At 46.3% G+C, this 14,977-nt stretch carries 13 protein-coding genes; 6 read left to right on the top strand and 7 right to left on the bottom strand.

Annotation, left to right across the window (positions count from 1 at the left end; genetic code table 11):
• Positions 1-135: 135 nt before the first annotated feature.
• Together DPF93_RS04630 and DPF93_RS04625 are read right to left on the bottom strand one after the other, a co-directional pair.
• Positions 136-1,089, bottom strand: a complete 954-nt coding sequence (locus DPF93_RS04630) for a glycyl-radical enzyme activating protein (protein ID WP_114765045.1) — start codon at positions 1,087-1,089, stop codon at positions 136-138.
• Between the two features lie 86 nt (positions 1,090-1,175).
• The gene (locus tag DPF93_RS04625) at positions 1,176-3,467 is read right to left on the bottom strand and encodes a pyruvate formate lyase family protein (protein WP_114765044.1); all 2,292 of its coding nucleotides are present in this window, start codon (positions 3,465-3,467) and stop codon (positions 1,176-1,178) included.
• Between the two features lie 262 nt (positions 3,468-3,729).
• Here DPF93_RS04625 and DPF93_RS04620 point away from each other — a divergent pair, with 262 nt between their 5' ends.
• From DPF93_RS04620 to DPF93_RS04600, 5 genes are all read left to right on the top strand, one after another.
• Entirely contained in the window at positions 3,730-4,416 is a 687-nt protein-coding gene (locus DPF93_RS04620) for a GntR family transcriptional regulator (protein WP_114765043.1), read from the top strand.
• 409 nt (positions 4,417-4,825) lie between these two features.
• Positions 4,826-6,745, top strand: a complete 1,920-nt coding sequence (locus DPF93_RS04615; protein ID WP_114765042.1) for a PTS fructose transporter subunit IIABC — start codon at positions 4,826-4,828, stop codon at positions 6,743-6,745.
• Between the two features lie 201 nt (positions 6,746-6,946).
• The gene (locus DPF93_RS04610; protein ID WP_114765041.1) at positions 6,947-7,252 is read left to right on the top strand and encodes a DUF1330 domain-containing protein; all 306 of its coding nucleotides are present in this window, start codon (positions 6,947-6,949) and stop codon (positions 7,250-7,252) included.
• A gap of 32 nt (positions 7,253-7,284) precedes the next feature.
• Entirely contained in the window at positions 7,285-8,091 is an 807-nt protein-coding gene (locus DPF93_RS04605; protein WP_114765040.1) for an SDR family NAD(P)-dependent oxidoreductase, read from the top strand.
• Positions 8,092-8,359: 268 nt separating this feature from the next.
• A complete protein-coding gene (locus DPF93_RS04600; protein WP_114765039.1) occupies positions 8,360-9,232 on the top strand; it encodes a B12-binding domain-containing radical SAM protein in 873 nt (290 codons plus the stop codon).
• A gap of 46 nt (positions 9,233-9,278) precedes the next feature.
• On the opposite strand, the gene DPF93_RS04595 is transcribed toward DPF93_RS04600, so the two are convergent.
• Both DPF93_RS04595 and DPF93_RS04590 read right to left on the bottom strand, forming a co-directional pair.
• A complete protein-coding gene (locus tag DPF93_RS04595) occupies positions 9,279-10,175 on the bottom strand; it encodes a LysR family transcriptional regulator (RefSeq protein WP_114765038.1) in 897 nt (298 codons plus the stop codon).
• 65 nt (positions 10,176-10,240) lie between these two features.
• The gene (locus DPF93_RS04590) at positions 10,241-11,140 is read right to left on the bottom strand and encodes a LysR family transcriptional regulator (RefSeq protein WP_114765037.1); all 900 of its coding nucleotides are present in this window, start codon (positions 11,138-11,140) and stop codon (positions 10,241-10,243) included.
• A 114-nt stretch (positions 11,141-11,254) separates the two neighbouring features.
• Here DPF93_RS04590 and DPF93_RS04585 point away from each other — a divergent pair, with 114 nt between their 5' ends.
• The gene (locus DPF93_RS04585) at positions 11,255-11,776 is read left to right on the top strand and encodes an NADPH-dependent FMN reductase (protein WP_114765036.1); all 522 of its coding nucleotides are present in this window, start codon (positions 11,255-11,257) and stop codon (positions 11,774-11,776) included.
• 91 nt (positions 11,777-11,867) lie between these two features.
• Here DPF93_RS04585 and DPF93_RS04580 read toward each other — a convergent pair whose 3' ends face one another.
• The 3 genes from DPF93_RS04580 to glsA all read right to left on the bottom strand — a co-directional run bounded on the left by DPF93_RS04580 (position 11,868) and on the right by glsA (position 14,960).
• Positions 11,868-12,482, bottom strand: a complete 615-nt coding sequence (locus DPF93_RS04580) for a trimeric intracellular cation channel family protein (protein ID WP_114765035.1) — start codon at positions 12,480-12,482, stop codon at positions 11,868-11,870.
• Between the two features lie 96 nt (positions 12,483-12,578).
• Positions 12,579-13,973 carry a glutamate decarboxylase gene (gene gad, locus DPF93_RS04575; protein WP_114765034.1) on the bottom strand — a complete coding sequence of 465 codons (1,395 nt, stop codon included), beginning with the start codon at positions 13,971-13,973 and terminating at the stop codon, positions 12,579-12,581.
• A gap of 15 nt (positions 13,974-13,988) precedes the next feature.
• Positions 13,989-14,960, bottom strand: coding sequence for a glutaminase A (gene glsA, locus DPF93_RS04570; protein WP_114765033.1), 972 nt, complete (start codon positions 14,958-14,960; stop codon positions 13,989-13,991).
• Positions 14,961-14,977: the final 17 nt, after the last annotated feature.

Here is a 14,977-nt window from a genome sequence, read left to right as displayed (position 1 = left end):
TCTGGTTACTCTTTGGCAAGACAAAGAGTAACTGGACCGCTTACAAGGAAGCCAAGAAGAGACGCATAAGCAATAAGCGGGACATACAGCAATACTCAGCCGAGAGTATGTTGACACTAAAAAACAAACTCCAACTTAACTCAACGTCACCTCAACCTCCCCATAACTTCTGATCTTCTCAAGCCACTGATTAACCAACTCATCCTCAGGAAGTTCGGCTTCAACGCTGTATTCACGCCCAATCTCGGTCGCTTTGCCTTTACCAAAATTATGATACGGCAGCACTTCCACCTTCTGAATATTTGCCATCGACTCGCCAAGGTGCGCGATTGCAGCGAAGTGTTGTTCGGAGAGGTTATAGCCAGGGATGATCGGGCAGCGTAAAATCACCTGTGCGCCAATCTCGTTTAACAGCTTAAGGTTGGCATCGACTAGCTTACGCGTCATACCGGTAAGTTGTTTATGTAGCGTGTCGCCAGTCGCCTTATAGTCAAACAAAAACAGATCCACATACGGGGCAATGTCGCGGTAATGGTCTGCTTTAGACGCACCATTGGTTTCAATGCAAACATGAATACCATGCTGCTTGCACTTTTTCGCCAGCGCTAAACAGAAATCAAACTGCTTTAACGCCTCGCCACCAGACAGCGTAATGCCGCCGCCTGATTTATCAAAGTAGACTTTGTCTTTAATCACTTCGGCAAATACTGCATCGACTGACATTTCTCTGCCGTAGATTTTTAGCGCGTCCTGCATACAGGCATCAACGCACAACCCACACGCTTGGCAAGCGTCAAAGTCGACTAAATGCAGCCCTTGCTCGGTAAAACTGTGAACACCATTAGGGCAGACTTGCTCACAGCTGCGACAACCAATGCATTTTTGCGCATTAAAGGCTAACTGCTTTTTACCACTCAGTGATTCAGGGTTATGACACCACAAGCACTTCATTTGACAGCCTTTCATAAACACAGCGGTGCGCACGCCCGGACCATCATTGACACTGAATTTTTGAATATCAAATACAATACCCAGTGGTTGGGTGGCAGTGGTCGCCGTGGTTTGATTGGTAGCAGGGTTGGTTGGCATAGCGAGCCTCAATGAAATCAAAGCGAGAAAAAGAGGGTGACCCAAAAAGCCTAGTCACCCCAATTCTAGTGTTATTTATTCGAGAGTTAGTCGTTAAGCGTGCGGTTTAAGATTTCTAGCTGCACGTCTTTATCGAGGTTAACGAACTTGGCACTAAAACCACCGACACGAACGACTAAGTTCGGGTATTTCTCTGGGTTGTGGTAGGCATCTTCTAGCTCCCCTTTACCGACAACACTGACCATGATCTGTGGACCGCCTTGCTCAAAGTAGCCATCAAGCAGCGCTTCAACAATCATGCGCTTGTTTTGGTACATGTTTTTGCTGAACTTCATGTTCTGTACTGAGCCGGCGTGAACTTCAGCTTTAAGCTTCACTAATGAGTTCAGCATCGCTGTTGGACCATTCTTATCGGCACCACTTTGCGGGTTATTGGCATTACTCATGTAAACGCCACGGTGACGACCATCGGCAGAAGCACTGGTTGCACGTCCCCACTCAGTGTTCACTTGGTTATTGATGATCACCACTAGGTAACTGTCCATGCCTACTTTGGCTGCCGAATCCTTAATGCCGTTACAGATGTATTCGTGCATCTCGACGGCAATGTCATCCACATAGGCATCGTCGTTACCAAACTTTGGCGCATTGATTAAGTCATACTTCATGCGGTCATAACCGTCGAAGTTAACCTTAAGCGCTTGAATCAGATCGGTGTAACTGTATTTGTTATCTTCAAAGATAACTTTCTTGATCGCCGCCAATGAGTCATACGCATTGGTGTTACCGTAAGTTTCGTTGGTGCCGCCAAGCTTATACACCCCGCCATCTAATAGCGCTTTGCTGCGACCGATACAGTCATCCGTCAAGATACTAGTAAACAAGAAACCGACTTCTTGGTTCATCACCTTGTACGAGAATGATTGTGCATTTGAGGTCAGTTCGATGTAGTAATCGAGCAAGTCTTTGTAGTTTTGCATTACATCATCAAAGCAAGTGATTTGCTCTGGCTGTAGCAGGGCTGTGCCACCGCTTTTATCCTGTCCATCCCAGAAATCGGTACCGCCAGTCAGGGCGATATTGAGAATCTTTAGAATATTGATACAGGTATTTGGCGTGCCGACACTTTTGCCTGACAAGACAAACTCACCACAGCCAAACGGCACATAATGCTCAGCATCGCTTTGCGAGATCTGCATCGAGTTCATTACCGCAGGCACGTTAACGTCATCGTTGTACAAAATTGGGTAAGTTAAGCCTTCACCAATCGCATCGAGCGCATCTTGGTAAACCGCTTGATTCATGCCTTTGTAGATACGTAAGGTAAATTGTGGCTCAGTATCTTTATTCTCACGCACCGCTTGAATGGCAAGTTTGCAGTAAACATCGGCATTGTCTGGGTTACGACGACCTAAACCACCGACCACAACACGGCCGTTAACCGTGGTTTTACGCGCTTCAATTAAGCGATAGTGAGAGCGAATGTAGTTGATCGCTTGGCGTTCAGTAATGCGCCCAGCCTCAAGATCGCCCACCAGCAAATCACCAAGGTAATCATCCATACGACCGAAGTTCACCACCCCAGAACACAAGCTGTAAAGCCATGAAAGCTGAATACCTTGCAAGAAAGTTTGTGGCTTATCGGTGCGAATCGCATTTAACGCATCAATCAAATCATTCATCTGATGCTTGCGCGTTAGATCGCTCGTACGCTCTAACTCTTGTGCGCAAAGCTTGATATGAAAATCAATCACGCGCTCGACAATATCGAAGCAGCCTAAAAACGCCGTATGTAGTGAAATTGCCTTTTCATCACCTACCTGTTTCGCGGCTGCTAATTGGTCTTTGATGCGCGCACGCATGCCGTTGATGCCATTGTCGATCAAGGTGTTGTAATCAAGGTACATACCGCTCAAACGTGCAGTCGCAATCGCTGGGTAATTAACGTCAACAAACTTACCTAGCGTGGTTTTGGTTAACGTTTGGCGGAAGTAGATAGAGCGTGTATCGCGATCTTGCCAGTAGCTAAGTAGCTCGTCGACGCGAGCATGATCGCTCTCATCAAGCTCACTTTTAAACGCTTCTAGTTTGTCAAAGTTACAGTAGTGACCGACACCGCCTACCGAGGTCACGCTACCAAAACCGATTGGCAAAGCATCTAAACGTCCCACCACGCAGTCTTCTGCTTCTAGTTGTCTAAATAGAACTGGGTAAAGCTCTGACAAACAGGCAACTTCACGCTGATAAACGTTACTTTCATTATGATGGGCACGAGTGTACGCCTCCATGATATTTAGCTGCACACTGGCAGGCTTCTCACATGGGATCTTCTTGTTTACATCAACTTGGCTTGGGTTGTTCTCGATTTTGGATGACATGGTAGGGCTCCTCGTTATCTTTATGAGCTAACCATAAATCCACACTTAAAATATGTAAATACAAATAATATGACTTTTCCAAAAATGATGATCTTGATCATGGGTTACAAAAACGAACTAATCGCTTTGTTTTCTTACCCTAATTTCTGCTAACATCCTCAGCATTAATGGTTCAGCCGCGAAAAACATCTGGTTTATATGTGTTAACAGGTCTGTTTTTTGCTGGCTATAACCCACTATTTGTAAAGTTATAAGTTGCGTTATGAAGTACGTTGAAGTTTATCAGGCAATCAAAAGCGACATCGTCAGCGGTCTTTACCCTGCTTGGTCTCAGCTCGATGGCGAGCACGCGTTATCCAGTCAGTTTGGGGTTAGTCGCCCTACTCTTAGAAAGGCGATCGACAAACTTAAGCAGGAGTCATTTCTTCACTCAAGACAAGGCTCTGGCATCTTTGTAAACCCACCAGAGTTCTATCAAGACAACAACTTAACCAGTATTTCTGAGCGTATAAACAAAGATACCGACCTGAAAAATATTGTGTTGCAGTTCGCCTCAGTCAAGGCAGACCAAGCCTTAGCAGACAAGTTCCGCATTGAGGTTGGCGCAAAGCTGCATCACTTTAAGCGTATGCGCATTATCAACGGTGAGCCTGCAATTTTAGAAGAAACCTGGATGCCAAAAAGCTTGTTCCCAGATTTTAGCGAAAGCCATTGTGAACAGTCAGTTCTGACCTATATCGAACAGCAAGCAGGGCATAATATCAGCCACGACGCGAAAACCATTTCAGGAAAAATCCTTAACGAGCAAGAAGCATTTTTACTTCGCGTTGAGCCAAACCACCTCTGTTTATCGATAAAACACAATGTCTATTTGCTCCATTCGGTATTGGCGCAATACACAATAGAAACCTTAGTTTCCAATGACTTAACCACAGTTTCTATTCGATAATCAAAACCTTAGCGCAGCTATGCGAGATGTATAGCTGTGCTTTTTTATCAACGTACCCATCCTCGTATCTCTCTTCTTAATTCTTCCCTTTTATCTCATTTCTCACCTCTCAATTCTTCTTTCCCCCTGCTCTCTCTTCTAATTTCTCAACTCTCCCCTCTCATCTATCTCGCTTCTCAACTCTCAGTTCTCTCTACTCTCCCTACAACTTGACAGTACAAGTTAAAACGTGAGCTTGCTCAAACCCGAACCACTGAACATTCGTTACCCACCTCACACTTCCCTACAAATAAGCCTTAACTCGGTCAATATACTGATTTAGATCAATCTTAACTAACAAATGCATCACTAAGATTTACTTAAATTTGTAAATACATAAATTCAAACCCTACACAAAGAGATCCACACTATGATGAATGAGATCCTCAATACGCAGCTAATCAAACTCGATTTGACTGCTACCGACAAAGAATCGGTATTTAATGAGCTAGCGCAAGTGCTTGTCGATGCGGGAAAAGTGTCTGACCACCAGCAATTTGTAAAAGATGTATGGGCACGTGAAGAAACCGGCAACACAGGTTTTGAAGATGGCATTGCGCTGCCACACGCTAAAAGTTCAGCTGTAATGTCACCGGCTATTGCAGTCGGCATCAGCAAGCACGGCATCGAATATGGCGCAGAAGATGGTCAACCATCGAATCTGTTCTTTATGATTGCTTCACCAGAGAAGGCCAGCAATTTCCATGTTGAAGTATTAGCTGAGCTTTCTTCTAAAATCGTTGAACCCACTTTTCTAGAAAACCTGCGTAATGCACAAACCAACGAAGAAGCACTTGCACTACTGACCGCAGAAGAAAAAGTCGAACCCGTGCAAGCGTCAGCAAGCAAAGGCTTTATTATCGGTGTCACTGGCTGCCCGGTTGGCGTGGCGCATACTTACCTTGCGGCTGAAGGCATTGAAAATGCCGCGGCTGAAATGGGCTATGAGTGCAAAGTGGAAACCAACGGCTCAGTGGGCGTGAAAAACGTACCAACGGCTGAAGAAATTGAACGTGCTGATGCGATTGTGGTGGCATGTGACAAACAAGTCGACCTTAACCGCTTTAAAGGTAAACGCGTGGTGATCACCGGGGTTAAAAAAGCGATTAAGGAATCGAAATCTTTAATTGAACAAGCACTGGAAGCGCCTTTATATGAAGGTGACGGTAAAACAAGCTCAGCGCAGGCGACAACCAGCCCAGGTGGCAGCGGGAAAGATCTCTACAAATACTTGATGAATGGTGTATCACACATGATCCCGTTCGTTGTGGTAGGCGGTATCTTGATCGCGCTATCACTAGCGATTGGCGGTGAACCAACACCGGGTGGTCTTGCGATTCCTCAAGGCAGCTTCTGGAATAAGATCCTCGATGTCGGTGTGGTTGGTTTCACCTTGATGATCCCCATTCTTGCGGGTTATATCGCTTACGCAATTGCCGACCGCCCAGGTCTTGCTCCGGGCATGATTGGCGGCTGGATTGCCAACAACGGCTCTTTCTACAATGCGGATGCGGGTACTGGCTTTATTGGCGCGATTATCGCGGGTCTATTAGTCGGTTACTTCGTTAAGTGGATTGTTAGCTTTAACTACTCGAAGATGATTCAGCCACTAGTACCAATTATGATCGCACCAATCGCTGGCTCACTGTTTATTGCTGCTGTCTTTATCTTTGTTATCGGCGCGCCTATCGCTGACATCATGGAAACCATGAACAACGTACTTGCAAACCTGTCTACCGGTAACGTGATTCTTATCGGTTTGGTGATTGGTTTGATGCAAGGTTTCGACATGGGTGGTCCATTTGGTAAGGTGGCGTTCCTATTCAGTGTGGGTCTTATTGCTGAAGGTCAAACCCAATTTATGGGCGCGCAAGCCGCTGCAATTCCTGTAGCACCACTAGGCATGGCACTTGCTGCATTTGTAGGTAGCCGCATGAAGCTATTTGAAGGTGAAGAAGTCGAAAACGCCAAAGCAGCGACAGCAATGGGCATGGTCGGTATCTCTGAAGGTGCAATTCCATTTGCCGCGCGTGACCCATTTACCGTTATCCCTGCGAACATGATCGGCTCTGCTGTCGCGTGTGTGCTTGGCTTTATGTTCGGTCTAACTTGTAGTGTTGCGCACGGTGGTCCTATCGTGGTTCTACTGGGTGCATTCAACAAACCATTACTGGCACTACTTGCTATGGCAATTGGTGTAGTAACCACTGCCGCGGTTGCTATCGCTCTTAAAAAGGTGCGTTACAACAAGGCAAAAAAAGAGCAAGCGGTTCAACTAGCCACTAACTAGTCCCAAATCGCTAAGCTCAACGCAGAATCTGCGAATGAAAGATCAAAGCCAGCTCCCCCGCTGGCTTTTTTCTTGAATAGCGCAAAGCAAACTAAAAACTCTATCTTCAACCAAATCTAAAAAGTCTTTCCTAAAATCTGCTACTTATCATCTAAGTTCAATCGACTATCCTAAATACAGCCCATTTATAGGAGAACGGCGATGTCTATTTACTACTCGGTCCTTGAAGTAACCCCAACCAAGCAAGATTGGGTTCCTGCCTATGTTGAAAACTCAAATCGTTTGGTTGAAAAGCATGGTGGTAAATATATCGCTCGAACCAGTGTTCACGAGAGCCTCGAGGGTGATAGAGAAAATCCAGCACTGCGCATTATCATTCAATGGCCATCTCGCCAAGCCGCGCTTGATTTCATGCAAGACCCTGAATATGCCCCGCACCTTGCTGGACGTAGTGCAGGCTCAATCAGCCACCACACGCTAATTGAAGGTGTTGACGCGCTGGCGTAACGACCGTTTTTAATCTTTATAGGAATTTGATTATGCAGAAAGTTATCCTGATCACTGGTGCAACAGACGGCATCGGTTTTGTTACCGCGACAATGCTGGTTGAGCAAGGTCATCATGTCATTGTACACGGTCGTAATCCTGCCAAGATTGAACAGGCAGTCGCTAAGCTCTCCGCAATCTCTGCTGATGCGCAAGTTGAATCGATAGCCGCGGATCTCTCAGATCTAAAATCAGTTAGCGACATGATTGCCGAGGTTTGTGAACGCTTTGGTAAAATTGATGTACTTATCAACAATGCTGGCGTTTACAGCACGCCACACACGATAACCAAAGAAGGTTTAGACGTGCGATTTGTGGTCAATACCCTCGCGCCTTACTACCTAACCAAAGAGTTACTGCCTCTACTTGGTAAGACAGGTCGCGTGGTCAACTTATCTTCTGCGGCGCAAGCACCTGTTAACCTTGCTGCATTGGAAGGTGAAAAAACGTTAGGTGATGGTGATGCTTACGCGCAAAGTAAACTTGCCCTAACCATGTGGTCTCGTGCGCTCGGTTTAGCCAATCAAAGCAGCGGTCCAATGATTGTCTCGGTAAACCCGAAATCCTTCTTGGGTAGCAAAATGGTTAAAGATGCTTATGGTATTGCTGGCGGAGATCTACGTCTTGGCGCAGATATCTTAGTAAGAGCAGCGCTCTCTGACGAGTTTGCCGATGCGCATGGTAAATACTACGACAATGACATTGAGGCATTCGCGCAGCCACATAGCCAAGCCCTTGACGATCAGAAAGTCGCTGACGTAATTAGCACCATCGAAGGCTTAATTACTCGTTTAGCCTAGCCGCTTAAAAATACTCGACAATCACAACACCTAGCTTCGGCTGGGTGTTTTTATTTTGAGAAATCGTCGCCTCTCCATCACAACTTTCAGCTTTCGATACGCCAATTATCAATAAAAACTAAAAAGTCATTCCATTTTAATGCTAATTATCAACACAAAATTCAGTTGATACACTTCAACCATCGAAACAGCCAAGCAAGATTGGCAACTAGCAAGTTCTCGCTGAGATGACTCTATTCTCATCCAGCGCCATAAGCGGAGAAACACCATGAACTATGAGGGCAAAGTATATCGACCATGGATTGAAGCACGCAGCATCTTGATTCAAGTAACACTAGGATGCAGCATCAACACCTGCACCTTCTGCAGTATGTTCGATGATAAACGCTTTAAAGTGCGCGATATTGAAGATGTATTTAAAGACATCGAAGAGGCACGCCGAATCTACCCCCATGTAGAATCGATTTTCCTTATCGACGGCAATGTAATGGCGGCGCGTACCGATTATCTGCTCAAAGTGCTCGATAAGCTGCGCTCGACCTTCCCTGAGAACAAGCGAATCTCACTCTACAGTGGCTTAAATGACTTCCGCCGTAAAACCCCTGCGGAGCTAAAAGAGTTGGTTGATGCCGGCTTAAACATGGCTTATTCAGGGTTGGAATCTGGCGATCGTTTGATCTTAGAACAGATCAAAAAACGCATGTCACCAGAGCAAGCGATTGAAGGGATGGCGATGGCAAAAGAAGCGGGCATTGAGATGTTGCTGTCGTTCATCTTTGGCTTAGGTGGGCGTGATCGCTCAGAAGAACACATTATCGCGACCACCGATATCTTAAACATTATGCAGCCTGAACATATTGCCCCAATGGCGCTAGCCGTTCAGCCTGGTACCGAAATGGAGCGCGATGTTCAAGCTGGGCGCTTTATCATGCCAAGCCAAATGCAGGTGCTTGAAGAAGAGAAATACCTGCTTGAAAACCTCAATATCGATACCTTCTATTGGGGCGACCATGGCAATAACTTGATTCAACATAAAGGCTACTTGCTTGATTCACGCGATTGGTTCCTTGCCAATGTTAACGGGGCAATCAAAAACAACCCGATGGCAAAAGATAATGTGATTCAGACCTTCTCTTGGTAGTCATGCTGCTAAAACAATCCCTTCATTTGAAGGGATTGTTTTAATTCTACTTATTCTCCCAATAAGGTGGATTGCCATAAAAGTCGGCAAAGTAGTCGATAAATGCACGTACTTTGGGGGCCATTAAGCGCGAGCTTGGATAAAGAGCCCAAATAGCCGCATTCGAAGTCAGTGGGTAGTCTTGCAGTATTTGCACCAGTTTGCCGCTCGCTATCTCTTGGTAAACGCTCCATTTAGAGTTGATTGAGATACCAAGCCCATCGCTGGTCGCATCACGCATCGCATCACCATTATCAACCCGGATACTGCCTTTCGCTTTGATGGCAACTACGCCCTGCGGGGTTTCAAATGACCAGTGATCCATCCCCATAAGCAGTACGCAATTATGCTCGACTAACTCACTTGGGTGCTGTGGCGTACCATACTTTGCGAGGTACTCTGGTGATGCGCAGACAATGCGTGGGTCGCCTGCAATCTTCTTCGCAACTAAACTTGAGTCTTTCAACTCCGAGATACGAATCGCCACATCAAACCCACCTTCAACCAGATCCAATACTGAATCAGAAAAGCGCAAATCAACACTTAACTCAGGGTAAGCTTGAAGGAAGTTTTTTAATGCTGGCATCAAATGCATACGCCCAAAAGAGGCAGGCGTTGTCACACGCAGCGTGCCACTTGGTGAGGCTTGACCGACGCCTATTGCACCTTTTGCAGCGTCGACACTGGCGAGCACATCTTCGGCATGCGGGAGAAAAGCTTCCCCTTCTTGAGTCAGCGAGACTTTACGTGTGGTGCGATGCACTAAACGCACACCCAAGCCTTCTTCCAGTTTATTAATGTGGGCACTTGCCACTGCCGGTGATAAACCTAGCTCTTGCCCCGCCATACTAATGTTGTGAGTTGAAGCCAAGCGCACAAATAACTTCAAGTGCTCAATATTCATAACAGTCCTTATTACGTCCTAACTGCAAATATATGCTTTGCTTAGCATAAGCTAATTCTTACCTTTTAACGAAGCTCTTCTACCACCAAATCAATAAAGCGGCGCACTTTGGTCGACATATGTTTGCGGCTTGGGTAGACCAAGCACATCTCAATGCGATGCACAGGTAAGTCGGTAAATAACTCCACTAACTCTCCACTATTGATCCCATCCATCACCAGCGCTTCTGGCAGTCGGCAGATACCTTGCCCGAGCAAACAAAGACTGAGCTCCATTTCTGGGCTATTGGTGGTCAGCACGCCGGTTACATCCACTTTAAGTAAACTGCCGTCGCCATCAATATAGCTCCAAACATAGGGCTGCTTGTGGTTGCTATAACAGAGCAACTTATGTCGCGTCAGTTCTGAGGGATGTTTCGGCGTGCCAAATTGTTTCAGATATTGTGGTGAAGCAACTGTTCGAGTACACGAGCGCTGCACCAAGCGGCTGATCAAACTCGAATCCTCAGCGCTGGCAGAGGAGCGCAATACCACATCATAGCCATCGCCAATCAGATCGACGCGGTGGTCACTGGCAAACACTTCCACTTTTACTTTTGGGTAAAGCTGCATGTATTTCGCCAGTACTGGGCTTAGTTGACTGGCACCAAAGTTAACCGGACAGCTTATTTTTAGCGTGCCTTTCGGCTCTTCTTGCTTACCGCTGATGGCTTGTTCTAGCTCTTGAGCGCTTTCAATTAGCTGCTTAGCTTGCTGAAAGTAGTGCTGCCCTTCAGGCGTTAAACTCAGGGTGCGCGTGGTGCGGTGCAGTAAACGCACGCCAAGTCGCTCTTCCAGCTTGTTAATCTCTTTACTGATAAAAGAGGTGGAATGCCCGGTCACGTTAGCCGCATTGGTAAAGCTTCCTTGCTCAACAACGGTGGTAAATATCACCATGCCATCGAGTAAGTTGGTTGCAGAAACCATGTTGTCCTCAATTTATTAAGAGTCATATGGAAATAATAATTACACATTTACCCTATTAATCAAAATATGGAATCAAACTAAACTACATCCATCAACCGAATTGAGGAAAAGACGATGAAAGTATTAGCATTTGGCGCAAGCAACAACAAAAATTCAATCAACCAACAACTGGCTCATTACGCTGCAAAACAAGTACCAAATGCAGAAATCACCATGTTGGATATCCACCAGTTCGAAATGCCAATCTTCAGCGACGAGCGTGAAAAAGAGCTAGGTCAACCTGAGCAGGCGAAACAGTTCTTTAAAGCGATTGGTGAAGCAGATCTTATCGTGATTTCATTTGCTGAGCACAATGGCTCTTACACTGCGGCGTACAAAAACGTGTTTGATTGGACGTCACGTATTGATATGAAAGTGTTCCAAGGCAAACCAGTGATCATGCTAGCGACTTCACCAGGTCCTGGCGGCGCAGGTAGCGTACTCGCGGCAGCATCTGGCTCTGCGCCTTACTTCGCCGCTGACGTTAAAGCAAGCATCTCGCTACCAAGCTTTTACGACAACTTCGATATGGAAACAGCGCAAGTAACGTCTGAAGAGTTTAATCGCCAACTACTAGACGCTATCGAAACGCTATAAGCCAGTTAGCCGATAGAAGACAAAAAGCGACATAAGATCGAAAAGCCAGAGGCACTTGTTGTCACTGGCTTTTTGCGATCAGCGCTAAGCGTTATCTCAGCAATAAGTATTTGGGGAAGCTTTTCTTGGTCGCGACGATATATAGGCGAAAGACAATGATAAACGCAATACACACAATGGTGTTTAAGTCTGCGTTAAGTCCAAAATGAGAAAACGCGACAAACAGGCTACAGCCAATAATTACCGGCGTGGCGTAAAACTCGGTGTTATTAAACATAGTCGGGCGATTAACAATGATGTCGCGCACCACCCCACCAAACACTGCGGTAATCGTACCCATAGTGATCGCCACATAAGCGGCATAATCTTGGTGGATCATTTTCTTAGTGACCAAGATAGAAAATATCGAAATACCAATCGCATCAAGTACTAAGATAAGCCGCTCGGCTTTGAGTTTTCTTAGTTGCGGCGCAATAAAAAATCCCACCAGTGAGCTGGCAAGCGCCGCCCAAAAATAGGAAGGGTATTGAATCCAAAACACTTGGTCGGTTGAGAGGATCACATCTCGCACCGTGCCGCCGCCAAGCGCGGTTACCCAGCCAAGAACCAAGATGCTAATAATATCTTTGCCTTTGTTTACTTCGCTTATCACTGCGCTCAATGCAAAAGCACAAATACAAATGATTTCAATCGTATGTACAAACATAGGCAACCCAAACACTTATCAATAAAAAAGGTCAATGGCACGCACCATTGACCTTTGTTCTAGCTAACTCGCCGCAGTGCGCGGCAAGCCATTATCCTAACGACCACTATGGTCAAATGAACGTGTATCTTCTGCGCTGCAGTTGGTCGAGCCATTTTTATCTAGAAACTCAATCGCGCGTCTGAAGTCTTCGATCAGCAAATTCGCCAAGTCGATGGTTAAACCTTGTTTTGCCAAAATACGTTGAACCACAATGTGTTGTGCATTTTCTGGCAAACTGTAAGCCGGCACTAACCAGCCACGAGTGCGCAAGCGGTCTGCAACGTCATACAAGGTGTAATCAACCGCTAGATTAGGTTTCAAACGCCAAGCGATTGCCGGAATACCATGCTCGCGATTACCATCAAACAAGAACTCAAACAGCTCGAATTTGTTTAACTCTTGGACCAAGTATTCACACACATCATAGCTTGCGGAGTGAATACGTTGGTAACCTTCAAAACCTAAGCGTAGGAAGTTGTAGTATTGCGCGATAATTTGCCCTGCAGGGCGCGAGAAATTGAGCGCGAAGGTTGGCATATCGCCACCTAAGTAATTGACGTGGAAAACCAAACCTTCTGGCAAATCTTGTTTAGTGCGCCAGATAATCCAGCCCACACCAACTGGAGACAAACCAAATTTATGACCCGAAGTGCTGATTGATTTCACGCGCTCTAAACGAAAATCCCATGCATCAATATTAGGGGCGCAGAAAGGTGCCAACATCGCGCCGCTCGCACCATCTACGTGGATATCAATAGAGATGCCGGTTTGGCGCTCATAGTCATCCAAAGCATCAGCAAGCGGTTTAACTTGCTCATAGAGACCTGTGAAGGTTTGCCCAAAAGTCGGCACCACCATGATGGTGTTTTCATCCACCATGCTGAGCATATCTTCGGCGGTGAGGCAGTAGTGGTTCTCTGCCATTGGCATTTGGCGCATTTCTACGCCCCAGTAGCGCGCAAATTTTTCCCAGCACACCTGCACCGGACCGCACACCATGTTTGGCTTTTCGATGGAAAGCCCTTGTTCGCGGCGTTTATCAAACCAACGCCAAAGTGCTGCAAGTCCGCCCAACATACACGCTTCGCTAGAACCTGTGGTCGATGTACCGACAGTAGTGGTTGAGTTCGGAGCATTCCACAAGTCAGCTAACATATGCACGCAGCGTCCTTCAATCGCAGCCGATTGCGGGTACTCATCTTTGTCGATCATGTTTTTGTCGATGGAAAGATCCATCAACTTATGCACTTCCTCTTCTTCCCATGTTTGGCAAAAAGTGGCTAAGTTTTGTCTTGCGTTGCCATCAAGATAAAGCTCATCGCGGATCATCTGATAAATCACTGCCGGAGCTTGTTCTTGTTGTGGCAGTTTGGTCGCTGCCGCGACATTGCGAATACTATCTGACGCAAAGATTGGATCGTTGTCTCGAGTTACATCATGAAGTGCCATTGTCTTCTTCCTCGCTTAATGTTGCTGACTGCTAAACAAGTTCCATCCCATGGTTTGGGCAACTTGTTTGATCATTTGTTGGCCGCGCACGCTATTACCAAACGGATCTAAGCGTGGAGAGAATGCTGCCAGTGCCCCCACATTTGGGATCACGGTCAGCAAGCCGCCGCCTACCCCACTTTTGCTTGGAAGACCTACATCATACGCCCAGTCACCCGACGTATCATAAAGGCCCTCCATCATCATCTCAGCCAGAATGTGGGGAATGTTCTCTGGTTGGATAAGTTGTTTTCCTGAGCTTGGATTAAGCCCGCCATTAGCAAGCGTTGCGCCGACTCTCGCCAGCTCTAAGGTATTGAACAGCGTTGAACATTGGCGCGTATAGACATCACAGGCTTGCATCGGCTCGGAGTAAATACAGCCTGAAGATTCAAGCAATAACGCAATCGCACGATTATGGGTATTGGTGCTCTGCTCTGACTGGTTCACCGCTTGGGAAAGCTCGATATTGCTGTTAGCTAATTGGGATTGAAACGCCAATATCTGCTGCCAGCGGTCCTCACAGTTGTAAGCTTCCACCATACTAACGGTGGCAATCGCTCCGGCATTAACCAGTGGCGTTAACGGCTTACCTTGGTGAAGCTCCAACGCCAACACTGAGTTAAATGGCATGCCTGTTGGCTCCGCGCCAACTTTACTGTGCAAATCTTCCGCGCCTGATTGCTCAAGCACTAACGCTAAGGTCATCACTTTAGAGATGGATTCAATGGCAAATTTAAAATCCGCATCTTGCAGAACAATTTCATCGCCGTGCACCGAAACAAAGGCTAGCCCTGCCAAGTCGGAAGGGACGGAAGCCAAGTACGGAATGTAAGAGGCATTTTCACCATCAGTATTGTCTGCACTGCTTACCAAAGCTTGCTGCATCACCTTTTCTAACTGTTCGTGATTGAACGAATTGGCTTGTGATTGAGAAACAAATGACATCGCTACTTCTCCCCAAT

This window comes from Vibrio rhodolitus (assembly GCF_003350325.1).
In the GTDB taxonomy this organism is placed as follows: Bacteria; Pseudomonadota; Gammaproteobacteria; order Enterobacterales; family Vibrionaceae; genus Vibrio; species Vibrio rhodolitus.
The sequence above is the reverse complement of the archived record's forward strand: the minus strand, read 5'-3'. Positions and strand labels throughout refer to the sequence as shown.

Bases quoted from the DNA above. Each gene is read 5' to 3' on its own strand.
- gad (WP_114765034.1), bottom strand. From the start codon at position 13,973: ATGGCACTTCATGATGTAACTCGAGACAACGATCCAATCTTTGCGTCA.
- DPF93_RS04620 (WP_114765043.1), top strand. From the start codon at position 3,730: ATGAAGTACGTTGAAGTTTATCAGGCAATCAAAAGCGACATCGTCAGC.
- DPF93_RS04590 (WP_114765037.1), bottom strand. From the start codon at position 11,140: ATGGTTTCTGCAACCAACTTACTCGATGGCATGGTGATATTTACCACC.
- DPF93_RS04610 (WP_114765041.1), top strand. From the start codon at position 6,947: ATGTCTATTTACTACTCGGTCCTTGAAGTAACCCCAACCAAGCAAGAT.
- glsA (WP_114765033.1), bottom strand. From the start codon at position 14,960: ATGTCATTTGTTTCTCAATCACAAGCCAATTCGTTCAATCACGAACAG.
- DPF93_RS04580 (WP_114765035.1), bottom strand. From the start codon at position 12,482: ATGTTTGTACATACGATTGAAATCATTTGTATTTGTGCTTTTGCATTG.
- DPF93_RS04630 (WP_114765045.1), bottom strand. From the start codon at position 1,089: ATGCCAACCAACCCTGCTACCAATCAAACCACGGCGACCACTGCCACC.
- DPF93_RS04585 (WP_114765036.1), top strand. From the start codon at position 11,255: ATGAAAGTATTAGCATTTGGCGCAAGCAACAACAAAAATTCAATCAAC.
- DPF93_RS04605 (WP_114765040.1), top strand. From the start codon at position 7,285: ATGCAGAAAGTTATCCTGATCACTGGTGCAACAGACGGCATCGGTTTT.
- DPF93_RS04625 (WP_114765044.1), bottom strand. From the start codon at position 3,467: ATGTCATCCAAAATCGAGAACAACCCAAGCCAAGTTGATGTAAACAAG.
- DPF93_RS04615 (WP_114765042.1), top strand. From the start codon at position 4,826: ATGATGAATGAGATCCTCAATACGCAGCTAATCAAACTCGATTTGACT.
- DPF93_RS04600 (WP_114765039.1), top strand. From the start codon at position 8,360: ATGAACTATGAGGGCAAAGTATATCGACCATGGATTGAAGCACGCAGC.
- DPF93_RS04595 (WP_114765038.1), bottom strand. From the start codon at position 10,175: ATGAATATTGAGCACTTGAAGTTATTTGTGCGCTTGGCTTCAACTCAC.